The sequence below is a fragment of the Mycolicibacterium sp. XJ870 genome, from assembly GCF_053483975.1.
The window spans coordinates 2,205,142-2,229,753 of sequence record NZ_JBEFTI010000001.1 but is presented as its reverse complement, the minus strand read 5'-3'; the positions used below and the strand labels follow the sequence as shown (position 1 = coordinate 2,229,753).

Sequence of the window (24,612 nt, the reverse complement as noted above, 5' to 3'; positions counted from 1 at the left end):
TCACTGCGGAGGCGGAGGTGGTGTCGGGGGTTGCGCGTCGCACGCGGTGAGCATCGGCGGGGAGAACGTCACCGATCCGACGCCGCCGAGCGTCATGCCGTTGTCGGCGAGTGTCATCGTCGTCGTATAGGAGCATGTCTGAATTCCCGTCAGCCCCATGAGGAATTCCACGTCGTAGGCGTAGAGGAACGAACGCACGAGCTGGTTCGGATCCCACGGCACATCCAGAGCGAAACCGAGGGATGACGCGGACAGCGCACCGAGCACCCGCGGGCCGGCCTCGCCGATTCCCGGTGTGAGGTGGAATGGGGTGCCGTCCCGCTTTGTACCGGAGATGCTGACGCTGCGAATCCGGTAACCGGTGGCACCCGGCGGTACGACCGGATCTCTTCGGATCCTCGTGCTGAACAAGATTGAGTAGTTCGTGCCGTTCACAATCGCCGTCGTGCTGAAGCTCGTCGAGCTGAACTCCTCCGGCAGTTGAGCCGGGCAATTGCCCACCTTTCCGGACGGATCCCCGCATTCCTGAGGAGCCGCCCCAGCGACCGGTGCGACGAGCACCGTGCCGATGAGGGGCGCTGACCACGCCGCAGTACGCATGAACCTGCGGCGAGAAAAAGCGTTCTCCGAAACATTCGTCATTGTGTATTCCTCCTTCTCGGCGCAAGCCCGGCGGTACCGGCGTAGCGAAGGACTGCCCTCTGATCGCGTGTTGCAAACTCAGGGTAAGGAGAATTGACACCGGAATCATTGGGTTCGGCAGTATGCGAATACGCTGCACCGAATTAGCAGCCGGAACAGCGACGTCGCGGATTCCCGTCCCCTCAGCTGACTTCGGACATTGTGTTTGGTACCCGTCGCGATCGGACGAGTCCGTGATGTCGTGAGCCGGCCCTGTGGCGAGTGTGTCGGTTCTTGCGGCTTTTCTCCTCGATCACCTCGATAACCTGCACGCTCGGCACAGCGCCCACAGCCGACATTGCCCAGGACGTGCCCCGAAAGTCGGACCGCGAAGCGCAATGTCGAGTTGCTCGGTCGAATATGGTCACGATGCAGCTGAATTATCCTGTTGGACAACATATTTGCACCCAGGTCAGCCAATAGTAGACACTCCGAGCACGTCATGAGTGGCGCGCCGCTGCTCGGGTGCCGTCACGCCCGCTTTACTTCGATCTCGACGAAGGCCAGCGGCAATGTGCCGGCGTTGACGACCTCGTGTTCGGCGCCGGCCGGGCGGGCGTAGGAAGCACCAGCCCGCAGCTGTGAGGAGGTGACCGTGCCGTCGGGGGTGATCACGTCGGTCTGGCCGTCGGTGACGGGGACGACGACGTAGTCGTATTCGTGCACGTGGCGGCCGGTGCTCTGGCCGGGCTCGAAATCCCAGCGGGTGACCCGCACCCGCTCATCCTCGTGCTGCAAGCTCGCGCGGGCGGTGGTCGTCATGGCAGAAGGCTAACTGTCGAGTCTCGCCCCTTGTGCCCTGATGCGACGCACGGGTCAATAACGGGTATCCCGGGCCCATGACCGTCATCGGCTTTCACTGTTCCCACGAACAGATCAGTCCCGCCCAACTGCTCCGCGACGTACAGCGCGCCGAACAGGCCGGTTTCACCGCCGGAATGTCGTCGGACCACCTCAGCCCATGGAGCGAACGCCAGGGCGAGTCCGGGTTCGCCTGGTCTTTCCTCGGCGCTGCACTGGCCACCACCAACCTGCCCTTCGGCGTCGTCAACGCCCCCGGTCAGCGCTATCACCCCGCGATCATCGCTCAGGCCATCGCCACGCTGGCGCAGATGTTCTCCGGCCGGTTCTGGGCAGCGCTCGGCTCGGGCGAGGCGTCGAACGAGCGGGTAACCGGCGAGGTGTGGCCGCGCAAGGAGCTACGCGACCAACGTCTCGTCGAGTGCGTCGACGTCATCCGGCGTCTGCTCAAAGGTGCGGAGGTCAGCCACGACGGCCTCGTGCACGTCAACCGGGCGCGGCTGTGGACGCTGCCCGACACCGTGCCCGACCTCGTCGGCCCAGCGGTCACCCCGCAGACGGCGGCCCGCCACGCGGCATGGGCCGACGGTCTCATCAGCGTGAACCAGTCGAAGGAGACGCTGCAACAGGTCCTTGACGCTTACCGCGAGGCCGGCGGCCGCGGTCCTGCCCGACTGCAGATCCACCTCAGCTGGGCGCCCACCGACGAACAGGCCCTCGCCATCGCCCACGACCAATGGCGCAGCAACATCTTCAGCCCCCCGGTGTGCTGGGACCTGGAATCAGTCGAGGCGTTCGACGTGATCAGTGCGGACGTCACCCCCGACCAGGTCAAGAAGTCGGTGAACGTCTCCGCCGACCTCGGCCGACACGCTCAGTGGCTGCACGACTACATCGAGCAAGGCTGGGACGAGCTCTACCTGCACTTCGTAGGCCAGCAACAGACCGGGTTCATCGACACGTTCGGCGAGCACATCCTGCCGCAGCTGTCCCCTACTGCGTCGCAGGAGGTCAGGGCATGAGAAGCGCCGACACGGGCGACCTGTGGTGGAAGAACGCCGTCTTCTACTGCGCGGACGTCGAAACCTTCTTCGACTGGAACGGCGACGGTACCGGCGACATCCGGGGCATGACCGACCGCATCGAATACCTCTTCGACCTCGGCGTGACATGCCTGTGGCTGATGCCCTTCTATCCGACCGCGCGTAAGGACGACGGTTACGACATCACCGACTTCTTCGGAGTCGACCCCCGCCTCGGAACCCTCGGCGACTTCGTCGAGCTGGTGCGAACGGCGAAGGCGAGCGGGATCCGCGTGATCATCGATTTCGTCATGAACCACACCTCGGACCATCACCCGTGGTTCAAGTCCGCCCGCCGCAGCAAGGACGACCCGTACCGGGACTACTTCGTGTGGAGCGCGACCGAGCCCAAGTCGACCAAGAAGGACGTCGTCTTCCCCGACCAGGAAGACAGCCTCTGGGAACTCGAGCCCAAGACCAACGAGTGGTATCTGCACCATTTCTACAAGCATCAGCCTGACCTGAATATCGCCAATACCAAAGTGCAGGAAGAAATCTCGCGCACACTTGGCTTCTGGCTGGAGCTCGGCGTCTCGGGCTTTCGGGTCGACGCCGTCCCGTTCCTGTTCGCCAAGGACGGTGCGCCTGGCGATCCGGGCGTATTCGACCCCAACCAATACCTCGGCGACGTGCGCAACTTCGTCACCCGGCGAGTCGGAGACGCCGTGCTGTTGGGCGAAGTCAACCTTCCGTACAAAGACCAGGAGACGTTCTTCGGCGGGCCCGACGGTGATGGGCTCAACATGCAGTTCGACTTCATCGGCATGCAGAACTTCTACCTATCGCTCGCCCGCGGGGACGCGGGTCCGCTCGTCAAGGCCTTGCGGCAACGGCCGCACCTCGACATCACCAGTCAGTGGGCGAATTTCGTGCGTAACCACGACGAGCTCACTCTCGATAAGCTCAGCAAGGATGAACGCCAAGAGGTCTTTGACGCCTTCGCCCCGGATAAGGACATGCAGCTCTACGGCCGCGGGCTTCGGCGCAGGCTGCCGGCCATGCTCGGTGGAGACACACAGCGGATGAAGATGGCCTACTCGCTGGCGTTCTCACTGCCGGGCACTCCGGTCCTGTTCTACGGCGAGGAAATCGGCATGGCTGAAAACCTCGATGTTCCAGGGCGATTCGCTGTCCGGACACCCATGCAATGGACCGGCGACGTGAACGGCGGTTTCTCTAAAGCGACCAAGCGCCGCCTTTGCCGCCAGCTGCCCGAGGGCCTGTACGGCCCGGAGCGCGTGAACGCCGCCGACCAACGCCACGACCACGAGTCGTTCTGGTGGTTCATGCGCAACCTCATCTATACCTACCGGCAACAACCGGAGATCGGCTGGTCGACACTGGAAATTCTCGAGCAGCCCAACCCGGCGGTGCTGGCCCACATGTGCCGTGAGGAGTCCGGCTGGGCACTGGTCGCACTGCACAATTTCGGCGCTGACGGATGTCTGGTGCCCGTCCAGCTCGCAGACGTGCCGCCTGGCTCCATTCTCGTCAATCTGCTCGACGGCCTCTCCGAGCACGAACTCGATTCGGAATGCCGCGTCGAGTTGGATCTGCCGCCCTACGGTTACCGCTGGCTGCGACTGCGTCGGCCCGGGGACTCGCCGATCATCTGAGCGGTGGGGAAGGACGGATTTCGGCGACGAGGTTGACCCTGACGCAGGGTCAACCCCGCAGCATGGTTGGTATGACCACGAAAGCCGATCAATTCACGATCCACCACGACGGTGTCACGATCGCGGTGTCTCGCGGCGGCACAGGCCGCCCGCTGGTTCTTTGTCCTGGCTTGACGTCGACCCAGGCCGAGCTATGCGAGTTGATCGAGTTGCTGCGGCACGACTACGACGTAGTGACGTTCGACCTGCGGGGACATGGCCTCTCCTCGGCCGCCGACAGCTACACCTTCGAGGCGTTCCTCGGCGATTTCACCACAGTGATGGAGGAGGTAGGCCGCCTCGGCTTGCGCTCGTCGCCGGTACTGGCGGGCCACTCGTTGGGCGCGGATCTGATCGTGCACTATGCCGCCGAGAACCCAGACACCGTAGCCGAGCTCGTTCTCATCGACGGCGCGAACCCCTTGCCCGCACCGTTCATCACCGAGGCCGACCTGCCGGAGTTCCGCACACTGTGGGAGAACCTGGCTGTGTGGCACGAGGCCGCCAAAGGCACCCCGCGTCAGGTGTTGCTCACAGCGCAGGAAGTCCTCGAGCTCAATCTTGAGATGGATGTCGTGCGCGCCGCAATCCTGGAGCGATACCGCCAGATTGACTGCCCGGTCCGCATGATCATGTCGACCTCGATGGCCGGCGACAGCGGCGTGGGGCGCGCAGCGCGGCACAATCGGCTATGGCGTGCCGGCATTGAGCGACTCGTTCGCGCCCGGCCAGACATCTCATTGTCCTGGGTCGATGCCAACCACGCGCTCGTCATAACCCATGCCCCGGAGATCGCCCGCATCATCCGGAGTCCACAAAAGTCACCCCGGCCGGCCGACGTCGTGACCGGTGGCTAGTCGAGGAGACTGGTCGGATGCTGACCATCGGCGAGCTCGCGTCGTACGCCGGCGTGACAGTGCGCGCCGTCCGGCACTATCACGCCAGGGGGCTGCTGCCGGAGCCGGAGCGAGACCGCTCCGGCTACCGCAGGTATGCCGCCGGCACCGTAGTCGAGCTGATCAAGATCCGGATACTCGCTGAGGCCGGCGTCCCGCTGGCGCGCGTACGAGAGCTGCTGCAGGCCGACGAGGACGAGTTCGCCGCGGCGGCTAAGGACATCGACAAGCGGCTGCGCGCGGAGATCCGGCAGCGGCAGCGGCACCGCGAGCAGATCGCCCGCCTCGCAGCGGAAGGCCAACTGGCGTTGCCGCCGGAGGTCGTCGAATTTCTCGACCAGCTACGGGCGCTCGGGGTCGACGAGCGGATCGTCGAGGTCGAACGCGACGGATGGATCCCACTGGCCGCGCACTCACCCGAGCGGGTACCTGAGTTGATGGCACGCAAGCGCGAGCAAATCTCCCATCCGCAGCTCGTCGACTTCTACCTCACGCTGGGGTGGGCGCTCGACCGTGCCGACAGCGACACCGTGCTGATCGACTTGGCCGATAAGTCGGCCGCATATCTCACCCAGTTGGCTGACGAACAGGGCGAGGATTACGTCGGCGGCGACATTGCGCCATCGTTGGTCGAGCTGCTCGACACGCTGGTCCTCGACGCCGCGCCGGCGGCCCGTCGACTGATCGAGCTGCTCAACAAACATGGCTGGACCGGTTGGACCAAGCTCGAGCGCGTGCAGCGGGACGATCGGCCTACATCCGCCCGAAGCGGCTAACTCTGCTGGGGACGAACATCTTTCGGCTGATGCCCTTACGAATGTGGTCGGAAAGTTTGCCCCTGGGCGTCACCTTCCACGGCTTCGACATATGAGCGGGCAACGATGTCTGCGCGAGTGCCACCAGCTGGATCCAGACCCATATTCTCCAGGGTCTCCGACACCCAGCCTGGGCTGACGGTGTTCAGGCGCAGCCCGCGAGGCATTTCGATGGCGGCGTGCTTGGTGAATTCTTCCAGGCCTGCGTTGACCATTGCGCCAAAGGATCCGCCTACCATCGGGCTTTCGAATGTGCCGCTGGTCAGGGTGACCGAGCCACCGGCACGCAGATGCCGGATCGCCTGGCGAACCAGGTGCAATTGCCCAAACAGTTTGCCCTGCATCGCGCGGGTGAAGTCGTCATCGGAATCCAGGGGCGTCAGCTTTCCACTCGCCGCGGTGACGACCACTGCATCAACGGCTGGCACCGTCGCGAACAAGGCGTCGATCGAGGTGCTGTCATCGATATCCACCCGCACGGGCCCGCGCCGAGATGCCCGGACCACCTCATGGTTGATCTTCAATGCGTCGGCAACCGCCGACCCGATGGTGCCGGTGGCCCCGACAACGATGACTCTCATGTGACCGTTCTACATGTCTGACGCGGTCGCCATCCTGCGAGGACGCGCAACAAAAGCGGCGTACTCTGCCAGCGTGTACGTCGATGCGATGACCACACCACTGCCGTTGAGCCGGATCGGCGAGTTGGCCCGCCGTACTCAAGCTTCGGGATTCTCCGGTCTGCTGTTCACCGAGACCGGTCGCACCGCGTATCTCAACGCTGCCGTGGCGTCGCAGGCTGCCCCCCATCTCGACATCTCAACCGGTGTCGCCGTTGCCTTTCCGCGCAGTCCTTTCATCTCGGCCGCGGCGGCATGGGAACTCCAAGAGGCAACCGGCGGGAGGTTTCGGCTCGGCCTTGGCACGCAAGTCCGGACCCACATCGTGCGGCGCTACGGCATGCCCTTCGAACATCCCGGTCCACGGCTGCGTGACTACGTGCATGCGGTGAAGGCCTGCTTCGCCGCGTTCCGAACGGGAAAGCTCGATCATCACAGCCAGTTCTACGATCTCGACTTCATCACCCCGCAGTGGAGTCCGGGTCCCATCGACACACCGGACCCCAAAGTCGATATCGCAGCGGTGAATCCGTGGATGTTGCGGATGGCAGGCGAAGTGGCTGATGGAGTCCACGTCCATCCACTCGGCGAGCCGGGCTATATCGTCCGTCATGTCACGCCGAACATCGTTGCGGGGGCGGCGAAATCGGGCCGCTCACCGGCCGATATCGCGATGATCGTCCCAGTCATGACCATCGTGGGCGACAGCGACGCAGAGCGCGCGAACGAGCGTGAGCTCGTACGGGCCAGCATGAGCTTCTACGGCAGCACCCCGAACTACGCCTTCATTTGGGACGAGGCGGGATTCGAGGGTACGACGGCCCGCCTTCGAGAGAAACAGAAGGCCGGCGACTTTCAAGGTATGGCAGCGCAGATCACCGACGAACACATTGCGACGTTTGCCACCGAGTCGACGTGGGACAACTTGGCCGACGCGCTCGTCGCCAAGTACGACGGAATAGCCACTCGTATCGTCTTGTACAACGCTTTGGCCGACCCCGAACGCCTTGAACGGTACGGCGAAATCGCGCGTCAGCTCGCCGCGCGGTAAGCGAGTCAGATCGGCGTCGCCGACTCATCGGTCAGGCCGAGTTGGCGGTAGATGTCCGGACGCACCACCGATGTTTGGGAGTAGATCGGCAATCCCGACAGCGGCCAGTCGTGGAGCAACCCGGTACCGACCACCACGGAAATCGGTGCGCCTTCCGCCACCGCCCGCTCGTGCAGCAGCAGCGTGTCGGGATACAGAATCTCTACTTCCCCAACGTAAATCGTCGTTGGAGGAAGCCCCTGAAGAACCTCGGGCTCGAAGAACAACGGACTGATCAGTGGATCCCGGAGATCGGTGATGCCGTCGGTGAAATGGGCGTCACCGGTGCTTTCCTTCCAGTCACCCAGGATCGGATCGTCGATCTCCGCGATGTCGGGATTCTGCATCGAGAAATCGGCCGACAACGACAGAATCACCATGCTCGACGGCACCGGGTCTCCGCGCAATATCAGCTCTCGCACCGCGCCCATGGCGAGTGTGCTGCCCGCCGAGTCGGCGTACACACTGACATTCTCGGCGCCGCCGCTCGCCTGGATCTGATGCGAGATGAAATCGGCCATGCCGGGGATGACGACGGTTGCCCGCCCGGCTTCCGTTGTCGCGAGCGGATACATGGGCACAACTACCACGGCTCCGGTCTCGCGTGCCATGAACGTGTAGTCGATCCAGTGCAGCAGATTCGGCTCACTGATGAACCCACCGCCGTGCATGGCGATCACGGTCTTGCCGCTCGGGTTTGGCGGATGGATCTCCCACACCTGCCATTCGGCGCCTTCTGCGGTGGTGAATGTCGTCTGCCGGGTGTCCATGCCGAGCGTCAGGAAGAGCGGCGGACGGTCACTCTCCAGCACCGTATTGATCTGCTGGTAGATGTTCACGCCGATGATGTCGGAGATCGCCTTCAAACCGTACTGTACGAGCACGGCGCCCTGATCCCGCAATTGCGGCCCGGGGGTATATGTCAACGAGTTCTCGACCGCTGCGACGCCGTGGACAATCTGACTCGTAGTCGAACTCTCGACGGGCTGTCGCGGTAGCGCAGGCTTCATTGCGGTCTCGACCTCACGGCGCGCTGCCGCCAACACTGCCCACACCCCTGGCTGTGCGGATGGCACCTTCGGTGCGGCGTCCGCTGTGAACGGGTTTCGCAGCGCGGTGACGACTGTGTCGGAAATCCTCGGCTTCGCTGTCGCTGTCGCCGACGCCACCGCGAGCGGTTCTGACTCAGCGCGAGGCTTCAGCGTGACGACGGCTCGATCCGGCACGCGGCCCGGCACATCGGAGATCTGCCGGTTTTCCATCGGGGTCTGTCGATGCTTGCCTCGCCGCAGGGTCCCGCGGGGCTGCTCGGCGTCATCGTCGTCACGATCATCGGTGAGCGCACCGCCTTTGTGGTTCGGTGACTTCCGGACCTTGTTCTTGGGTGCCGACCTCGGGCCTGGGTTTCCGGCTCGACCTTTGGCTGCCGGTGCATCAGTGCTTGCTGAGGCTTCGCTTCCCCCGGAAACGGACGTCGACTCGTCGGCCGACGCCGTCGCGCACCCCCATCCGGCGACGGCGCCGCCGACACCCAACGCCACTGCCAACCCCGCGACTCGACCAACATATGCTCCCCCGCCCATAGGTGTTTATAGCTCCGATGGACCGGCGACGGGCCGAAATTGGGTCCCGCGACACAGCCTGGTTGATGAACTTGCAAATATTTCGATGTCCGCCGGAACGCGGCCTTTGTTGGCCGGTCAGTGCGCTCCGATACCCGAACGAGAAATTGCCCATCGGCGGCGCGATCATTTGACATGGGCCGTCATATGTCAAGCGTCGGTGGTCGGGCGGATTCCTTCAGTGCACAACACCTTTGGCAGCAACGCGGACAGCCGTTACCGCCGTGGAGTGCGGCAGCGCCGGGCTGCCGTGCCAGGTGCCGGCGTCAGCGCCTGCCCAGGAGTAGGCGTCGTGGAGAACAAATCGGTAAGACCGGCACGTCGCAGCGCGTCTTCGACGCGATGCTGCAGGCTTCCGGTGAGCGCCAACGCGATGTGGAACTCGCCGGCCAGCTTCGCGATCGCGGTCAGGAGGTCCGTTGCCGCGGTGTCCATGTCAGACACGTCCGACAGGTCCAATGCCAGCAGCCGTGGTGAGCGCTGTAACTCAGCGATCAGGAGGCGACGTGTTCGCTCGGCTGCCGAACCGGTGAACGCGCCTTTCACCCGAACCAGACAACCCGTGGGCGATCGGAAGACCTCAGCACTTATTGCCCCTGGCTTGCCCCTGCACGCAGCATCTCCGATTGCCCTTGGTGCCCTGCGTGAACCAGCCATTGGCGATTCATCTCCCGTAGCCGGGTGGATGGCGTATCTCCATCGTGCCCGATAGCGGACCGGCAAACAGCCGAATGGGTCGAAAATTTGCGCAAATTGGTGCAGTTGCTTAATTGGGCGGCGGAGTGGGCAATCCGACCGCATCCTTCAGGTCGTCGATCTTGGCCTCGATCCGCTCGAGGTCTTCGGCATCGACACGGAATATCCAGTGCTTGGCTCCCAGCAGCAGAATCGCCTGGAATACCAGCTGGAGCCATTCGCTCTGCCAGTTCTCGAAGGTGCTCGCGAAGAACTCAGCCATATAGCCGCTCCATTCAAACGGCTGGCCGTGCATCTGCTGCGTGCTGGTGTACTCGGACATTTGTGTGAAGAACTGCCCGATCCACGAGCCCGCGAACAGAATTAGTAGAAGGTAGACAGCTCCCCATCGTCTGATATGCGACATAGGCCAAGCGTTACCACGTTGTCGCTCTGGGTGCGCTCGAACGACTCGAATAACGTTTCACGAAGCCCGCGGTGAGGTTCGGGGCACGAGGAAGCGGCTAAGCGGAGAGTACAAATACCCCGAAACGGTTCCACCGCTGAAAGACTTGGCGGGTGCCGTCCGTCGAACAGTGGGTGACCGGTGATCACTACGGCATCGAGTTCCCTGCCCATCCCGACGCATTGTCGAGCAGTGGCGAGAAATTCCTCACGCGCGCGTTCCAGGCCGCCGCGACGTTGGATGCCGACAATGCGGTCAGCCGCATCACCGGGTTCCAGGAGTTCCGCGGCGGCAGCACCGGCCGGAAAGTGGCGCTGTCGGTGGACTATGCCCGGCCCGGGCCGAGCCTTCATACCGAATTGTTCGCAAAGTTCTCCCGCGACTTCGACCACCCCGTGCGCGACGTCGGCCGTTCGCAGATGGAACCTGAGGTACGGTTCGCGGAACTGTCACGCACACCAGACTTTCCAATCACGGTGCCGGTCACCATGTTCGCCGACTACCACACTGAGTCCGGTACCGGACTGCTGATCAGCGAACGGATCCAATTCGGCGCGGACGGTGTCGAACCCCAGCACCACAAATGCCTCGACTATCGGCTGGCCGAGCCGGTTGAGCATTACCGGGCATTATTGACCGCACTGGGGCGCCTGGCCGGCTGGCATCGATCCGGCACGGCACCGGCGACTCTGATCGAGCGGTTCCCTGTCGACCTCCAGGCGGCCACGGTCGGTGAACGTTCCCCACTGCGGGCCGAAAAGGTGCACCGGCAGCTGCACCGCCTGGTCGACTTCATCCAAACCCACCCGAAGCTGTTGCCCGCCAATGTCTGCTCACCACAGTTCCTTTCGCGCCTCCCCGCGCAGGGTGCCGAGTTCGTACGCCGTGAAGCGCAGGTGTGGCGCCATCTCGAGAGAAACCTCGATTACCTCGCCCTGTGCCACTGGAACGCCAACGTCGACAACGCTTGGTTCTGGCGGGACAGCCAGGGCGCCTTGCAATGCGGTCTCATGGACTGGGGCTGTGTCAGCCAGCTGAATGTCGCGATGGCACTGTGGGGAAGTCTCTGCGCCGCCGAAACCTCCTTATGGGACGAGCATTTCGACAGCGACGTGCTTCCGCTGTTCATCGCGGAACTACGGCAGTCCGGTGGTCCCGAACTCGACGTGGACGAGCTGAGCCGTCAAATCGTCCTGTACGCGGTCATCATGGGAATCACCTGGCTGCTCGACGTACCGTCGCGGATCGGGGCGAAGCTGGGTCAGTCCGCGCAGGGCATGTCCCGGTTCGACCCGGGCATTCGCGACGACGAAAGCCTGCGTGCACCACTGCAGATGCTCACCAATGTGCTCAACCTGTGGCAAAGGCGCGATGCCGCAGATTCATTGAGCCAGATCTGAAGCACCCACAAACCGGCGCGTGTTTCGGAGGTTAGTTTTCCGCTGCATCGGGAATCCAGGTTAGTGATCTGGGCCATATCGTGCGTGTTGACCTGTCGACAGGGGACATCATCATGACCACTCAAGAGCCGGTCGCAAAGACCGACGTCGACAAGGCGCTGCTCGGTAGTGCCACGTATCGCAGCCTCGGCGAGCAGAGGCTGACGCCGGCCGAAGAGAGATTCGAGAAGGCTCGCCGCACGATCGGTCTGTTCCTCGCGCCGGCCGTCACGATCGTGTTCCTGCTGCTCCCCCTGGACATTCCGCCTCAGCAGCAGACCCTCGCCGCGGTCCTGCTCGGCGTGATCGTGCTGTGGGTCAGTGAGGCGGTACCGATTCCCATCGGTGGATTGCTCGGCGTTGCCGTCGTGGTCTTCCTCGGCGTAGCTCCGGTCGACGATGTGCTGGCGCCGTTCGGATCATCGACGATCTTCACGTTCATCGGGGCCTTCATCCTCGCCCAGGCAATGCTGAAACACGGCCTCGCCCGACGGTTCGCATTCCGGATTCTCGCCCTTCCCCGCGCTGGCAGCTCCACCACGGGGCTCATCATCGCGTTCGGCGCGATCACCAGCCTGCTCTCTGCATTCGTCTCCAATACCGCCACCGTCGCCATGCTGCTGCCCACCGCGCTCGGCATCATCGGCGTGATTGCGAAACTCTTGCAGAAGCAAGGCAAGGTCGCACCCGACTTCGATCCGCTGCGCCTGAAGGTGGGCGCAGCGATCATGCTGATGCTCGCCTATGCCGCCAGCGTCGGCGGTCTGCTGACTCCCGTGGGTAGTCCGCCGAACCTGATCGGCCGCGGTCTGATCGAAGAGGCCACCGGGGAACGGATCAGCTTCGGTCAGTGGATGGTGCATGCCGCGCCGATCTGCCTGCTCATGTTCCTCGTGCTCGCATTCGTACTCGTCAAGCTCAACAAGCCCGAGATCAAGAACATCGAAGGGGTCAGCGACTACGTCGCAAAAGAACGCGCGGAGATGGGCCCGCTGTCCCGGGCCGAGAAGAACACGCTGATCGCGTTCGGTGTCACGGTGTCGCTGTGGATCTTTCCTGGCGTGATCGCGCTGATCTTCGGCAACGATTCCGACATCTACGGCACCGTCAGCGAGCGTCTCGACGAGGGCACCGTCGCAGTGTTCGGTGCCGCGTTGCTCTTTCTGCTTCCCACTGAATGGAAGAACCGGGAGTTCACGCTGCGCTGGCGGGACGCAGCCGCTATCGACTGGGGCACAATCGTTTTGTTCGGAACGGGCATCATCTTCGGTTCACTGCTCGCCGAGACCGGGCTCGCCGAGACGATCGGAACCTCGGTCGCCTCTGCCCTGGGGCTGTCCAGTGTCGTTCCCATCACCATCTTCGCAGTGCTGCTCGCGATCGTGGTCTCCGAGACGACGAGCAACACCGCCTCCGCTGCCGTCGTTGTGCCGATCGTCATTCCGATCGCGGTCGCGGCGGGCATCAACCCGTTTGTGCCCGCACTCGCCGCCACGTTCGCCGCATCGTTCGGCTTCATGCTGCCGGTGTCGACCCCGCAGAACGCCATCGCCTACGGCTCAGGGGCGGTACCGATCACGACGATGATCCGCTCCGGAGTCACCTTCGACATCGCCGGGGCTATTCTGATCATCGTGTTCCTGCCCTTGATGATTGCGCTGATCGGTCTGGGTAGCTGATGGCCGGACAGCGGATCGCGGTCATCCCAGGCGACGGGATCGGCGGAGAAGTCATCGCATCCGCCCGCGCCGTTCTCGACGCGGTGTGCGCCCGGCACGCAATCGACCTCGGCTACACCGAATTCGACTGGTCGTGCCAGCGCTATACGCAGACCGGGGCGATGATGCCCGCCGACGCGATCGACACGCTGGGCGAGTTCGACGCGATTTTTCTCGGGGCGGTGGGCTGGCCCGGGGTGCCCGACCACGTATCGCTGTGGGGGCTGCTGATCCCGATCCGCCGCGCCTTCCGCCAGTACGTCAACCTGCGGCCCATCCGGGTGTTCCAAGGAGTTTCCAGTCCGCTCCGCAACGCCGTGGACGTCGACTTCGTCGTGGTGCGCGAAAACGTCGAAGGCGAATACAGCGAAATCGGCGGCCGCCTCAACCGAGGCTTTCCCGACGAGATGGCCGTTCAGGAGTCGGTGTTCACCCGTGTCGGGGTGAGCCGGATCGCCGACTTCGCGCTCGAACTCGCCGAGACGCGGCGTAGCTATGTCACCTCGGCCACCAAATCGAACGGCATCGTCCACACCCTGCCGTTCTGGGACGAAGTTGTCGCCGAGCGGGCGGCGTTGCACCCCGACGTGACCGTCGACAGCGAGCACATCGACGCCCTGGCCGCCAAGTTCGTCCTGCAACCGGAACGATTCGATGTGGTGGTCGGCTCAAATCTGTTCGGCGACATCCTTTCCGACCTCGCTGCAGCGGTAGCCGGCTCGATCGGCATTGCTCCGTCGGCCAACCTCGACCCCACCAAGCAATACCCGTCGATGTTCGAGCCGGTCCACGGGTCGGCCCCCGATATCGCGGGCCAAGGCATCGCCAACCCGGTCGGTGCCGTCTGGTCGGCGGCGATGATGCTCGACCATCTGGGCCATACCACGGCCGCCGCGGACGTCGTCAAGGCGATGGAGGCCACCTTGGCCAACCCCGACACCCGAACGCCTGACCTCGGCGGCCACGCCTCGACAACCGAAGTCACCGAAGCTCTGGTTACCGCACTTGCTCGATCGTGATCGTGGTCCACGCCCCGACGTGAATCCGATCGCCGTCGGTCAGTGGCGTTTCCACACCCTCCTTCAACCGCTCGTCACTTCCGTTGAGGCTCGTGCCATTGGTCGAACCCAGGTCGGTCACCGTCAGCCCAGACTCACGGAGACGCAGCACCGCGTGTTGACTGGACACACCGCGATCGGCGGGCTGGATGCTGAGGTCGATATCGGGTTCGACGGCCTGGTCCTGTTTCCGCCGACCGATCAGCGTGGTACTGCGTTGTAGCGCAATCCGGCGCTCGGGAAAGAACGCGGGGAACTCGACAGTGTCGGGGCCTTCCCGGGCCAAAACCCGCTCATAGAACTCCCGGTCGGCGGCCACCACAGCCGCCCACCCGCCGGCCGAGGCGGGCGAAGGTGTGTCCGGCGCCGCGGCCCTGACCGGTGTGCCCGGTTCGGTCAGTTCGACGCTTGACGAATCAGTTTGTGCGGCAGAAGAAGCCATCGGCGCGCCGCACACGTCGCAGTAGTCTTCGGCCGCTGAACTGTGGCCGTCAATACACGTCGGCATCAGGCTTCCTTCCGCACCTGAGGAAAGTATTACGGATGATCAGAACCGCGTTGGTGAATTCGACCAGGGTCGTACCTGGCTTCCGCTGTAACCAGCGTTGAGGACCGTCATCCGGCTGGCATAGTGAGCGAGGTTGACCGTCGATGAAATTGAAGGTGCAGCATGGATCAATACCGGCGCGGTGACCTGGTTTTCGATGTCATCGACGTAGGTCCCGCGGATGGCCCGGTGGTCGTGCTGTTGCACGGATTTCCCCAGCAGAACACCAGTTGGGAGGCGGTCATCGCCCGGCTCACCGCGGAGGGTTTCCGGTGTCTGGCGCCGAACCAGCGCGGGTATTCGCCTGGAGCGCGCCCGACGCGTCGGCGGGACTACCTGATGTCGGAGCTTGTCCGGGACACGGTGGCCCTCATCGAGGCCAGCGGTGCCGAGCGTGTCCACCTTGTCGGCCATGACTGGGGTGCGGGCGTGGCCTGGAGTGTGGCGGCAGCGGCGCCGGCCCAACTGGCGACGGTGTCGGCGCTGTCAGTCCCCCACCCGATCGCCTTCCTCCGCGCGCTCCGCAGTAGCCGGCAGGGCTTGGCGTCGTGGTACATGTACGTCACTCAGCTACCGCGCATTCCGGAGCGGTTGCTGCTGGGACGCGACCGCACCGGCAAGCTGATGACCAAATCCCTACTCCGCAGCGGGCTGTCCCGCGAGGCCGCCGAACGGGACACCCGGGCGATGCTTGAACCGGGCGTCCTCACCGCCGCGATGAGCTGGTACCGGGCGATGCCCCTGTCGATGTCGCTGTCCCGCTCACGGGCTGCCGGGCGCAAGATCACGGTGCCGACGCTGTATGTCTGGAGCGATGGCGACATCGCGATCACCGCCAAGTCCGCCCATGACAGCGCGAACTACGTGGCCGGCCCCTACCGCTTCGAAACCCTGCATGGCGCATCGCACTGGCTGCCGGAGGAGAAGCCGGATGCGGTCGCGGATCTGTTGTTGGAGTGGTTCGCGGCGCACCCGATCTGATCGGCACACTGGGCAGGTGGCTGACGCAGTAGGACCTCGACCGCAGTACGACGTGTTCGCTGACGAATTCCTCGACCATGCCCGCGACGGCCTCTACAACGCCCACTACGATCGCCCGGCGTGTTTGGCCCTGCTCGGTGAGGTTGGTGGCCGCACCGTGCTGGATGCAGCGTGTGGCCCGGGCCTGTACGCGGAGGAACTCGTGCGGCGCGGGGCCAGGGTGATCGGTCTCGACCAGAGCCGGCGCATGGTCGAGCTGTCCCGCGAGCGAGTTCCGGCCGGCGACTTCCGGGTGCATGATCTGGCCGAGTCCCTCGACTGGATGCCCGACCATTCGGTGGATCTGGTGCTGTTCGCCCTCGCGTTGGAGTACGTCGACGACCGCACGGCGACGCTGCGGGAGTTTCACAGGGTCCTGCGGCCCGACGGTGCACTCGTGTTGTCCCGCCAGCATCCGACCGGTGACTGGCTGCGCCACGGCGGCAACTACTTCGAGGCCAGGGTGATCGAGGAGACCTGGAGCAAAGGTTGGCGGGTCCGGTATTGGCTGGCGCCGCTGGAGCAGACCTGCGATGAACTGCGCCATGCCGGCTTTCTCATCGAGCAGTTGCGCGAACCAAGACCGACGGCTCCGGCGGCCGAGTTGGATCCCGAAACCTACCGTCGACTTTCATCCGAGCCGACGGGGTTCCTCGCCATCCGAGCGGTTCCCGACCCCCGCGCCGGTTAGCCTGGACGCCAAACCGGTTGCGGCCACGGCGATCACGGCACTGGTCACCATCACCACAGCCATTGGCACCATGGTTGCGGTACCGCCGAGACCGACCAACGGCGACACCAGGGCCGCCAGCCCCGCCTGCAGGGCGCCGAGGATGGCCGAGGCTGTGCCGGCCGCGCCGGTCGCCCCGCCAATCGCCAGCGCGGTCGCATTTGCCATCACCAAACCCAGGCACGCGACCGTGCTGAACAACAACAGCAGAGTGAGCCAACGCTGCGGGCCGATCAGCCCGTCGACGAGCAGAGCCGACGAGAAGACCAACAGTCCGGTCACACCGATCCGCAACAGCGTCACAGGACTGACGCGATCGACCAACCGCGCGTTGATCGTGCTCATGGCGATCAATCCGACTGCGTTGCCGGCGAAGGCAACCGAGAACCAGGTCTGCGACAGCCCGAGCATCTCCTGCAGTACGAAAGGCGAGGCCGCGATGTACGCAAACAACACGGCGAAGCTGAATCCGAAAGCAATCGTGTAGCAGACGAATCCGCGGTTGATGAGCAGTCCCTTGGCGTTCTGGAGTAACGCGGGTAGTCCACCACGCATCCGCTGGTCCTGCGGATGTGTCTCGGCGATCCACACTAGGACACCGACCATCATGACGACCGCAACACCGGTGAGAACCCAGAACACCCCGCGCCAACCGATGTGCGCGATCAGCGCACCGCCTACCAGCGGAGCCGCCACCGGTGCGACACCGGTGATCACCATCATCAGGCTGAACATCTTGGCCGCTGCGGCGCCCTTCGCCCGGTCGGAGATGATCGCCCGGCCGAGCACGAGTCCCGCAGCGCCGGTGAGTCCTTGCAGGAAGCGAGCGGCACCGAGCAGTGCGATCGAGGGCGCCAAGGCGCATGCCGCACTTGCCACCACACACAGCGCTGTCCCGCCGATCAACAACGGCCTGCGACCGAACTGGTCCGACAAGGGCCCGATCACCAACTGGCCGATCGCCAATCCGACCATGAATGCCGTCAGGGTCAGCTGGATCGCCGAAGCGCTCACCCCTAGTTCGGCGGCCATCGCCGGGAAGGCCGGCAGGTACATGTCCGTCGCGAGTGGTGCAACAGCGGTGAGCAGTGCCAGGACCGCGATCACCGGTGGCGCCATCTGGGCCGGGGCCGGTGGAGTTGAGCGGACAACTTCGGTTGATGGCTCGCAGACTGTTGGTCCGTGAGGTCGACCCGCGGGATCGGCGGTCGGCGCGACTGCATCTGAGCGCGACCGCCAAAGACCACTCGCGGATGATCAACGACGCCTGGACCACGGCGCTGCAACGTCAGCTGGATGCCATGACCGACCATGAGGTGGCGGTATTGGTCGAGGCAGCGCCGCTGCTCCGGCGATTGACAGCTATGGCCGAGGAACCTTAGACCGCGACAGCATCCGGTAACCGCCGTAGAATGCCAGCGTCGCAAGGAAATTGACGAAATACGCGATGTCGGCGCCATGCCAAGCGACCGCCACGGGACCTTGGATGAGCGTGGTGTTCATGAACGGCATCGCGATCAGGTAGGCCAGCACGAAGGCGATCAGCGCGGCAACCGCGTCGCGCCTGTAGGTGGTTCGATCCCCGGGTCGATGCTCGCGCGGCCCCGCATGCAGGCGGTGGATCAACTTGTAGCCGAAGAATCCGACCACGCCTCGAATCCCCAGCGCGACAAGAACGGCGACACCGACCAGCGCGTCCCACGCGATCTGAGTCCGGAAGGCATGCGCCCATTCGATCACGGCCCTGCGCTGCTGATTGGCCCCGCCGTGCGGCGGCGGTTCATAATCGACAAACACGAAGATGAGCTAACGATCGGAGCGGATGTGGCTGGGGCCGGCAGTGAGACCGACACCGATCGGTCCGCTCGCCGCCAAGATGACGCACATCGCCGCCCTGCCCTGCTGATCGCGGGGCTCAGCCTGGTCGTCCTCACCGTCGCAGTGCTGCAGACCGCGGTGGTGCCGGTCCTTGGCATCATCGCCACGCAGTTGCACACCTCTTCCGTCGCGGTCAGTTGGGCGGTCACCGCGAACCTGCTCGCGGCGGCCGCCGCGACACCATTGATCGGGCGCCTCGCCGACCTGTACAGCAAGAAGCGGGTGCTCCTTGTGGTGTTGACGGTGGTGCTGGCCGGTTCAGTGCTCGCGGCCGCCACGGCGTCGGTGCCGCTGCTGATCGTGGGCCGAATCCTGCAAGGTGCGTCCTACGCCCTCTACCCGATCAGCATTTCGATCCTGCGGGAGGAACTCGCCGAGGACCGCCTGGTGAGCGCGATGTCGGTGCTGTCCGGGACGCTGGGCTTCGGCGGCGGAACCGGCCTTGTCGTGACCGGCCTGTTGATGTCCGGCGACGCCGGCTATCACCGGGTCTTCTGGCTCACCACTGCCTTCACGGCAGTGGTGATCGTGGTGACCGCTCTGGTTGTACCGGCGCGCACGCCGACCGCCCGTGGCGACATCGACTGGCTCGGCGCGTTGGGTCTCGCCGGTGGGTTGTCCGCGGTGCTCCTGGCGATCACCCAGGGCAATTCGTGGGGCTGGACGGCGCCCGCGACGCTCGGGGTTTTGGGCGGTGGCGTGGCGGTGCTCGTGGGCTGGTGGTTCTGGGAGCGTCGGATCGCACATCCGCTGGTGTCCACCGGGATGCTGGCCCGACGACCGATACTGCTGACCAACCTCGCCACGATATTCGTCGGGATGGGGCTGTACTTCGCGTTCCTCGGGCTCACCCAGTTCGTGCAGATGCCGCGGGAAGCCGGCGGGTACGGATTCGGCGCCACCGTGCTGCAGGCCAGCGTGTACTTCCTGCTGCCAGGTGCGCTTGCCGGATTCGTCGTGGCATTGATCAGCGGCCGGTTCATCGACCGATTCGGCGCGCGACGGGTGTTGGTGGTGGCCGCGCTGGCCGGCATCGCCGGATTCGTCATGCTGGCCGTTGCGCATGACCGCGCGTGGCAGGTGATCGTGGCTGGGGTGTTGGCCAACGCCTACATCAGCCTGGGATACGGCGCCCTGCCCGCACTGGTCGTCAGCGAAGTGGACGCCGACCAGACCGGCGTCGCCACCAGCATGAACGCCATCGCCAGGACGATCGGCAGCTCGACGGCGGCCGCGCTCGTCGCTGTCCTGCTCGGCCACAGCGTGGTACCTGCGGAGGCAAGTTTCGTGATGATCTTTGTCGCCGGCGCCGTCACGGCCGGGTTGGCGATGGCGCTGATCGCGGTGTCACGGGCGCCTGACCGGCACCGGGAGTCGCTGCGGAATCTGTCGGAGTCCCGCGCCATGAACCACGAGTGGGGCTGACCTACTCGCGATTTCCCGCCCATGCCCGGCCTGCGGACTGCGAGACTGAGCCCAACAGGTGCGGACGTGGCGTCCCTCAGTGTGGAATCACGCGCCCGAAGCGCTGCTCAACGAAGGATTCCATTGTAAAAATGTTAAATCGTTGCGGAATCGCTTGCGAAGGTCGGCTGAATCCGCGATTGTTTACGCACAGCCACCACGGCTGCTCTCAAGGAGGACCACGCTGACCGGCCCAGACACCACCGCCGTCGACCACCCGGCGGGACAAGACGACGCGCGACGCATCAGTGGCAAACCTGTCATCGAGATCGACAACGTCACGAAACGGTTCGCCGATTACGTCGCTGTCGCCGACGCCGACTTCTCGATAGCCTCGGGCGAGTTCTTCTCGATGCTCGGGCCGTCTGGCTGCGGGAAGACCACCACGCTGCGCATGATCGCCGGCTTCGAGAGCCCGACCGAGGGTGCAATTCGGCTCGAGGGTGTGGACGTCTCCCGCGTTCCTCCGCACAAGCGCAACGTCAACACCGTCTTCCAGCACTATGCGCTGTTCCCGCACATGACCGTGTGGGACAACGTCGCCTACGGCCCGCGCAGCGCGAAAAAAGAAAAGGCAGAGATCAAACGCAGTGTCGACGAACTGCTGGAGATCGTTCGGCTGACGGACTTCGCCAAACGCAAACCCGGGCAGTTGTCCGGTGGACAGCAGCAGCGGGTCGCACTGGCCCGGGCTCTGGTCAACTACCCGAGCGCCCTGCTGCTCGACGAGCCACTGGGCGCACTTGACCTCAAGCTGCGCCACGCAATGCAGTTCGAGCTCAAGCGGATTCAGCGTGAGGTCGGGATCACGTTCGTCTACGTCACCCACGACCAGGAAGAGGCGCTCACGATGAGCGACCGGATCGCGGTGATGAACGCGGGCAATGTCGAGCAGATCGGCAGCCCGACCGAGATCTACGATCGTCCGTCGACGGTCTTCGTCGCCAGCTTCATCGGCCAGGCCAACCTGTGGCCCGGGCGGCAGACGGGCCGGGCCAACCGCGATTACGTCGAAGTAGACGTTCTCGGAACCACGTTGAAGGCCAAGCCCGGTGACACCACGATCGAGCCCGGTGGCCAAGCCACGCTGATGATCCGTCCGGAGCGGGTCCGGGTTTCCATGGATGCGCCCATCGGCGAGGTCGCCACTGTCTCCGCGACTGTCACCGACCTGACCTTCCAGGGGGCGGTGGTGCGGCTATCGCTTGCCGCTCCTGATGATTCGCCAATCGTTGCCCACGTCGGGGCGGAGCAGGATCTTCCCCTCCTGCGACCTGGTGACCAGGTGCATGTCAGCTGGGCGCCTGACGCCTCCCGGGTGCTCCCGGCTGCCGATATCCCCACCACAGAAGATCTCGAAGAGATGCTGGACGACTCGTAACGAGTGCCAGTCGCCGTCCCCACTCCCCTCTCGACGAAAGGCACTCTCCCCCCATGCCGAACAACACTGATCCCCGACTGCTCGCACGATTTGCCACCAACCGCACGTCGCGGCGCCGATTCCTGGGTGGCGGTGCGGCGGCTGCAGCAGCGCTGGCGCTGGGCCCGGCGGTGCTCGCCGCGTGTGGCTCCGGCGGGGACGAGACCTCCGCGACAACGTCCGCCGCTCCGGATGATGGCTCGCCGGCCAGCGGCACGCTGCGCGTCTCGAACTGGCCGCTGTACATGGCGGAAGGATTCGTCGCGGCGTTCCAGACCGCATCCGGCCTGACGGTGGACTACAAAGAGGATTTCAACGACAACGAGCAGTGGTTCGCCAAGGTCAAGGAGCCGTTGGCCCGCAAGCAGGACATCGGTGCCGACCTCGTCGTGCCCACCGAGTTCATGGCGGCCCGGCTCAACGGTCTCAAGTGGCTCAACGAGATCAGTGAATCCCGCGTCCCCAACAAGAAGAATCTGCGCGAGGACCTACTCAACTCGAAGGTCGACCCGGGCCGCAAGGTGACCGCGCCGTACATGACCGGCATGGTCGGCCTCGCCTACAACCGGGCCGCGACCGGACGCGACATCACCAAGATCGACGATCTGTGGGATCCCGCGTTCAAGGGCCGGGTCAGCCTGTTCTCCGATGTCCAGGACGGGCTCGGCATGATCATGCAGTGGCAGGGCAACTCCGTGGAGGACCCGACGTCGGAGACCGTGACCAAGGCCGTCGACTTCGTCCGCGAGCAGAAGGACAAGGGCCAGATCCGCAGGTTCACCGGCAATGACTACGCCGACGATCTCGCTGCCGGCAATATCGCTGTGGCCCAGGCATATTCGGGTGACGTCGTGCAGTTGCAGGCCGACAATCCCGACCTGCAGTTCGTCGTGCCCGAGTCCGGCGGCGACTGGTTCATCGACACGATGGTGATTCCGTACACCACGCAGAACCAGAAAGCGGCCGAAGCGTGGATCGACTACATCTACGACCGTGCCAATTACGCGAAGCTCATCGCATTCACGCAGTTCGTGCCGGTGCTGTCGGAGATGACCGACGAGCTGTCGAAGATCGATCCCGCGATCGCCCAGAACCCGCTGATCAACCCGCCCGCCGAGATGTCGAACAACCTGCAGTCGTGGGCGGCGCTGAGCGACGAGCAGACCCAGGAGTTCAACAACCTCTACGCCGCAGTGACCGGAGGCTGACACGGTGGCGGGCGTAGCCACCAGTAGTCGGCAGCGGAGCAAGATCGCTCCGTACCTGATGATCCTGCCGGCGTTGGTGTACCTCGGGATCTTCTTCGTGGTGCCGTTCTTCACGCTGGCGCGGACCTCGTTGTCCTCGTCAGGTGGTTCGGTGTATCTGCCGACGTTGACGTTCGATTGGAACGTCGGCAACTACCTGCACGCGTTCACCGAGTACCAGGACCAGATTCTGCGGACGTTCGGCTACGCCCTGGCCGCGACGGTGCTGTGCGTGATACTCGCGTTCCCGTTGGCCTACGTCATCGCGTTCAAGGCAGGACGTTTCAAGAACCTGATCCTCGGCTTGGTGATCCTGCCGTTCTTCGTGACGTTCCTGATCCGCACCATCGCCTGGAAGACCATCCTGGCCGACGACGGCTGGGTGGTCAGTGCGTTGGGCACCGTCGGTCTTCTGCCCGACGAGGGCAGACTCCTCTCGACCAGCTGGGCCGTGATCGGCGGGTTGACCTACAACTGGATCATCTTCATGATCCTGCCGCTGTACGTCAGCCTGGAGAAGATCGACCCGCGGCTGATCGAAGCGTCCAAGGACCTCTACTCGTCGAACACCCGCAGCTTCACCAAAGTGATTCTGCCGCTGTCGATGCCGGGCGTGCTGGCGGGCAGCATGCTGGTGTTCATTCCGGCCGCCGGCGACTTCATCAACGCCGACTATCTGGGCAGTACGCAGACCACCATGATCGGCAACGTCATTCAAAAGCAATTCCTGGTGGTCAAGGACTACCCGGCGGCCGCGGCCCTCAGCATGGTCCTGATGGGCATCATCCTGGTCGGTGTGCTGCTCTACACCCGGGCCCTTGGCACGGAGGATCTCGTATGACCACCCAGGCGATGACGGAGCCACTCGAACCGACGAAACCCAAGTCGGTCAAAGGTTTTCCCCGCTGGGGGGATCTGATATTGCGGGTCGTGGCCGGACTTGTGCTGCTGTACCTGTTCATCCCGATCTTCGTGATCATCCTGTTCTCGTTCAACAAGCCGGCGGGCAAGTTCAACTACACCTGGCAGGGCTTCACCCTGGAGAATTGGGCGGACCCGTTCAAGTACCCGGCGCTGACCAATGCGCTCAAACTGAGCCTGGAGGTTGCCGCCCTATCCACCGCCATCGCGCTGGTGTTGGGCACCTTGGTGGCGATCGCCCTGGTGCGTCAACGGTTCCGCGGCCAGAAGGCCATCGACACGTTTCTGGTGCTGCCGTTGACGGCGCCCGAAGTGGTGATGGGCGCCGCGCTGCTGACGTTGTTCCTCGACCTCAGTTGGGCGGCAGGCTTCACCACCATCGTGATCGCGCACGTGGCGTTCCAGATCAGTTTCATCGCCTACACCGTGCGGGCCCGGGTGCGCGGCTTCGACTGGACGTTGGAGGACGCGTCGATGGACCTCGGCGCCAATCCCACCCGCACCTTCTTCAAAGTGACGCTGCCGCTGATCGTTCCGGGCATCGTGGCGGCGGCCATGCTGTCGTTCGCGCTGTCCCTCGACGACTTCATCATCACGTATTTCGTGAGCGGGTCCACGGTCACCTACCCGCTGTACGTGAATGCGGCGGTCAAGGCCGCGGTGCCACCGCAGATCAATGTGCTCGCCACCGCAATCCTGGTGGTCAGTCTGGTGCTGCTCGCGGCGGGAACGCTCTACCGTCGCAAACGAATCGAGGTCTGAGGACC

At 64.3% G+C, this 24,612-nt stretch carries 25 protein-coding genes; 16 read left to right on the top strand and 9 right to left on the bottom strand.

Annotation, left to right across the window (positions count from 1 at the left end; translation table 11 throughout):
* Window positions 1–642: a hypothetical protein gene (locus ABQF30_RS10775; RefSeq protein ID WP_448463098.1), complete on the bottom strand. Its 642-nt coding sequence runs from the start codon at window positions 640–642 to the stop codon at window positions 1–3.
* Window positions 643–1,152: 510 nt separating this feature from the next.
* Window positions 1,153–1,443 (bottom strand): cupin domain-containing protein, encoded by a 291-nt coding sequence (locus ABQF30_RS10770; protein ID WP_448463096.1) that lies wholly within the window; start codon window positions 1,441–1,443, stop codon window positions 1,153–1,155.
* A gap of 77 nt (window positions 1,444–1,520) precedes the next feature.
* Between ABQF30_RS10770 and ABQF30_RS10765 the strand changes: the two genes are divergently transcribed.
* From ABQF30_RS10765 to ABQF30_RS10750, 4 genes are all read left to right on the top strand, one after another.
* Window positions 1,521–2,504 carry a TIGR03885 family FMN-dependent LLM class oxidoreductase gene (locus ABQF30_RS10765; protein WP_448463094.1) on the top strand — a complete coding sequence of 328 codons (984 nt, stop codon included), beginning with the start codon at window positions 1,521–1,523 and terminating at the stop codon, window positions 2,502–2,504.
* Window positions 2,501–4,180, top strand: a complete 1,680-nt coding sequence (locus tag ABQF30_RS10760) for an alpha-amylase family protein (RefSeq protein WP_448463092.1) — start codon at window positions 2,501–2,503, stop codon at window positions 4,178–4,180. Before ABQF30_RS10765 ends, ABQF30_RS10760 begins: the two co-directional genes overlap by 4 nt.
* Before the next feature lie 71 nt (window positions 4,181–4,251).
* On the top strand, window positions 4,252–5,076 hold the full coding sequence (locus tag ABQF30_RS10755) for an alpha/beta fold hydrolase (RefSeq protein ID WP_448463090.1): 825 nt from the start codon (window positions 4,252–4,254) through the stop codon (window positions 5,074–5,076).
* Window positions 5,077–5,093: 17 nt separating this feature from the next.
* On the top strand, window positions 5,094–5,891 hold the full coding sequence (locus tag ABQF30_RS10750) for a MerR family transcriptional regulator (RefSeq protein ID WP_448463088.1): 798 nt from the start codon (window positions 5,094–5,096) through the stop codon (window positions 5,889–5,891).
* A gap of 35 nt (window positions 5,892–5,926) precedes the next feature.
* On the opposite strand, the gene ABQF30_RS10745 is transcribed toward ABQF30_RS10750, so the two are convergent.
* The gene (locus tag ABQF30_RS10745) at window positions 5,927–6,511 is read right to left on the bottom strand and encodes a short chain dehydrogenase (RefSeq protein ID WP_448463086.1); all 585 of its coding nucleotides are present in this window, start codon (window positions 6,509–6,511) and stop codon (window positions 5,927–5,929) included.
* A 73-nt stretch (window positions 6,512–6,584) separates the two neighbouring features.
* Here ABQF30_RS10745 and ABQF30_RS10740 point away from each other — a divergent pair, with 73 nt between their 5' ends.
* Window positions 6,585–7,601 carry a TIGR03617 family F420-dependent LLM class oxidoreductase gene (locus ABQF30_RS10740; RefSeq protein WP_448463084.1) on the top strand — a complete coding sequence of 339 codons (1,017 nt, stop codon included), beginning with the start codon at window positions 6,585–6,587 and terminating at the stop codon, window positions 7,599–7,601.
* Window positions 7,602–7,606: 5 nt separating this feature from the next.
* On the opposite strand, the gene ABQF30_RS10735 is transcribed toward ABQF30_RS10740, so the two are convergent.
* The 3 genes from ABQF30_RS10735 to ABQF30_RS10725 form a co-directional block, all read right to left on the bottom strand.
* Complete coding sequence (locus tag ABQF30_RS10735; protein ID WP_448463622.1) at window positions 7,607–9,181, bottom strand: alpha/beta hydrolase fold domain-containing protein; 1,575 nt, start codon at window positions 9,179–9,181, stop codon at window positions 7,607–7,609.
* Window positions 9,182–9,478: 297 nt separating this feature from the next.
* Window positions 9,479–9,919, bottom strand: coding sequence for an STAS domain-containing protein (locus tag ABQF30_RS10730; protein WP_448463082.1), 441 nt, complete (start codon window positions 9,917–9,919; stop codon window positions 9,479–9,481).
* A gap of 109 nt (window positions 9,920–10,028) precedes the next feature.
* Window positions 10,029–10,364, bottom strand: coding sequence for a DUF6766 family protein (locus ABQF30_RS10725; RefSeq protein ID WP_448463080.1), 336 nt, complete (start codon window positions 10,362–10,364; stop codon window positions 10,029–10,031).
* A gap of 173 nt (window positions 10,365–10,537) precedes the next feature.
* Between ABQF30_RS10725 and ABQF30_RS10720 the strand changes: the two genes are divergently transcribed.
* From ABQF30_RS10720 to ABQF30_RS10710, 3 genes are all read left to right on the top strand, one after another.
* Window positions 10,538–11,803 carry a hypothetical protein gene (locus ABQF30_RS10720; RefSeq protein ID WP_448463620.1) on the top strand — a complete coding sequence of 422 codons (1,266 nt, stop codon included), beginning with the start codon at window positions 10,538–10,540 and terminating at the stop codon, window positions 11,801–11,803.
* Between the two features lie 113 nt (window positions 11,804–11,916).
* Complete coding sequence (locus ABQF30_RS10715) at window positions 11,917–13,521, top strand: SLC13 family permease (RefSeq protein ID WP_448463078.1); 1,605 nt, start codon at window positions 11,917–11,919, stop codon at window positions 13,519–13,521.
* Complete coding sequence (locus ABQF30_RS10710; protein WP_448463076.1) at window positions 13,521–14,579, top strand: tartrate dehydrogenase; 1,059 nt, start codon at window positions 13,521–13,523, stop codon at window positions 14,577–14,579. The genes ABQF30_RS10715 and ABQF30_RS10710 overlap by 1 nt, the downstream gene beginning before the upstream one ends.
* Here the strand turns inward: ABQF30_RS10710 and ABQF30_RS10705 are convergent.
* Window positions 14,557–15,126 (bottom strand): FHA domain-containing protein, encoded by a 570-nt coding sequence (locus tag ABQF30_RS10705; RefSeq protein ID WP_448463074.1) that lies wholly within the window; start codon window positions 15,124–15,126, stop codon window positions 14,557–14,559. The genes ABQF30_RS10710 and ABQF30_RS10705 overlap by 23 nt on opposite strands.
* A gap of 162 nt (window positions 15,127–15,288) precedes the next feature.
* Here ABQF30_RS10705 and ABQF30_RS10700 point away from each other — a divergent pair, with 162 nt between their 5' ends.
* The gene (locus ABQF30_RS10700; protein ID WP_448463072.1) at window positions 15,289–16,146 is read left to right on the top strand and encodes an alpha/beta fold hydrolase; all 858 of its coding nucleotides are present in this window, start codon (window positions 15,289–15,291) and stop codon (window positions 16,144–16,146) included.
* A gap of 16 nt (window positions 16,147–16,162) precedes the next feature.
* On the top strand, window positions 16,163–16,876 hold the full coding sequence (locus ABQF30_RS10695) for a class I SAM-dependent methyltransferase (protein ID WP_448463070.1): 714 nt from the start codon (window positions 16,163–16,165) through the stop codon (window positions 16,874–16,876).
* Here ABQF30_RS10695 and ABQF30_RS10690 read toward each other — a convergent pair.
* Window positions 16,817–18,022 (bottom strand): multidrug effflux MFS transporter, encoded by a 1,206-nt coding sequence (locus tag ABQF30_RS10690; protein WP_448463068.1) that lies wholly within the window; start codon window positions 18,020–18,022, stop codon window positions 16,817–16,819. The genes ABQF30_RS10695 and ABQF30_RS10690 overlap by 60 nt on opposite strands.
* A 53-nt stretch (window positions 18,023–18,075) precedes the next feature.
* Between ABQF30_RS10690 and ABQF30_RS10685 the strand changes: the two genes are divergently transcribed.
* On the top strand, window positions 18,076–18,297 hold the full coding sequence (locus ABQF30_RS10685; protein WP_448463066.1) for a winged helix DNA-binding protein: 222 nt from the start codon (window positions 18,076–18,078) through the stop codon (window positions 18,295–18,297).
* Here the strand turns inward: ABQF30_RS10685 and ABQF30_RS10680 are convergent.
* The gene (locus tag ABQF30_RS10680; RefSeq protein ID WP_448463064.1) at window positions 18,278–18,712 is read right to left on the bottom strand and encodes a hypothetical protein; all 435 of its coding nucleotides are present in this window, start codon (window positions 18,710–18,712) and stop codon (window positions 18,278–18,280) included. The genes ABQF30_RS10685 and ABQF30_RS10680 overlap by 20 nt on opposite strands.
* Before the next feature lie 27 nt (window positions 18,713–18,739).
* Here ABQF30_RS10680 and ABQF30_RS10675 point away from each other — a divergent pair, with 27 nt between their 5' ends.
* The 5 genes from ABQF30_RS10675 (at window position 18,740) to ABQF30_RS10655 (ending at window position 24,607) form a co-directional block, all read left to right on the top strand.
* Entirely contained in the window at window positions 18,740–20,218 is a 1,479-nt protein-coding gene (locus tag ABQF30_RS10675) for an MFS transporter (protein WP_448463062.1), read from the top strand.
* 283 nt (window positions 20,219–20,501) lie between these two features.
* Entirely contained in the window at window positions 20,502–21,638 is a 1,137-nt protein-coding gene (locus tag ABQF30_RS10670; RefSeq protein WP_448463618.1) for an ABC transporter ATP-binding protein, read from the top strand.
* A gap of 53 nt (window positions 21,639–21,691) precedes the next feature.
* Window positions 21,692–22,885 (top strand): polyamine ABC transporter substrate-binding protein, encoded by a 1,194-nt coding sequence (locus tag ABQF30_RS10665; RefSeq protein ID WP_448463060.1) that lies wholly within the window; start codon window positions 21,692–21,694, stop codon window positions 22,883–22,885.
* A gap of 4 nt (window positions 22,886–22,889) precedes the next feature.
* Window positions 22,890–23,765, top strand: coding sequence for an ABC transporter permease (locus ABQF30_RS10660; RefSeq protein ID WP_448463058.1), 876 nt, complete (start codon window positions 22,890–22,892; stop codon window positions 23,763–23,765).
* On the top strand, window positions 23,762–24,607 hold the full coding sequence (locus ABQF30_RS10655; RefSeq protein WP_448463056.1) for an ABC transporter permease: 846 nt from the start codon (window positions 23,762–23,764) through the stop codon (window positions 24,605–24,607). The genes ABQF30_RS10660 and ABQF30_RS10655 overlap by 4 nt, the downstream gene beginning before the upstream one ends.
* Window positions 24,608–24,612 lie beyond the last annotated feature (5 nt).

What these genes read in the sequence shown, in the direction of transcription:
- ABQF30_RS10760 (WP_448463092.1), top strand. Translation starts at nt 2,501, where the DNA reads ATGAGAAGCGCCGACACGGGCGACCTGTGGTGGAAGAACGCCGTCTTC.
- ABQF30_RS10755 (WP_448463090.1), top strand. Translation starts at nt 4,252, where the DNA reads ATGACCACGAAAGCCGATCAATTCACGATCCACCACGACGGTGTCACG.
- ABQF30_RS10775 (WP_448463098.1), bottom strand. Translation starts at nt 642, where the DNA reads ATGACGAATGTTTCGGAGAACGCTTTTTCTCGCCGCAGGTTCATGCGT.
- ABQF30_RS10765 (WP_448463094.1), top strand. Translation starts at nt 1,521, where the DNA reads ATGACCGTCATCGGCTTTCACTGTTCCCACGAACAGATCAGTCCCGCC.
- ABQF30_RS10715 (WP_448463078.1), top strand. Translation starts at nt 11,917, where the DNA reads ATGACCACTCAAGAGCCGGTCGCAAAGACCGACGTCGACAAGGCGCTG.
- ABQF30_RS10730 (WP_448463082.1), bottom strand. Translation starts at nt 9,919, where the DNA reads ATGGCTGGTTCACGCAGGGCACCAAGGGCAATCGGAGATGCTGCGTGC.
- ABQF30_RS10770 (WP_448463096.1), bottom strand. Translation starts at nt 1,443, where the DNA reads ATGACGACCACCGCCCGCGCGAGCTTGCAGCACGAGGATGAGCGGGTG.
- ABQF30_RS10685 (WP_448463066.1), top strand. Translation starts at nt 18,076, where the DNA reads ATGGCTCGCAGACTGTTGGTCCGTGAGGTCGACCCGCGGGATCGGCGG.
- ABQF30_RS10700 (WP_448463072.1), top strand. Translation starts at nt 15,289, where the DNA reads ATGGATCAATACCGGCGCGGTGACCTGGTTTTCGATGTCATCGACGTA.
- ABQF30_RS10655 (WP_448463056.1), top strand. Translation starts at nt 23,762, where the DNA reads ATGACCACCCAGGCGATGACGGAGCCACTCGAACCGACGAAACCCAAG.
- ABQF30_RS10745 (WP_448463086.1), bottom strand. Translation starts at nt 6,511, where the DNA reads ATGAGAGTCATCGTTGTCGGGGCCACCGGCACCATCGGGTCGGCGGTT.
- ABQF30_RS10705 (WP_448463074.1), bottom strand. Translation starts at nt 15,126, where the DNA reads ATGCCGACGTGTATTGACGGCCACAGTTCAGCGGCCGAAGACTACTGC.
- ABQF30_RS10750 (WP_448463088.1), top strand. Translation starts at nt 5,094, where the DNA reads ATGCTGACCATCGGCGAGCTCGCGTCGTACGCCGGCGTGACAGTGCGC.
- ABQF30_RS10710 (WP_448463076.1), top strand. Translation starts at nt 13,521, where the DNA reads ATGGCCGGACAGCGGATCGCGGTCATCCCAGGCGACGGGATCGGCGGA.
- ABQF30_RS10725 (WP_448463080.1), bottom strand. Translation starts at nt 10,364, where the DNA reads ATGTCGCATATCAGACGATGGGGAGCTGTCTACCTTCTACTAATTCTG.
- ABQF30_RS10665 (WP_448463060.1), top strand. Translation starts at nt 21,692, where the DNA reads ATGCCGAACAACACTGATCCCCGACTGCTCGCACGATTTGCCACCAAC.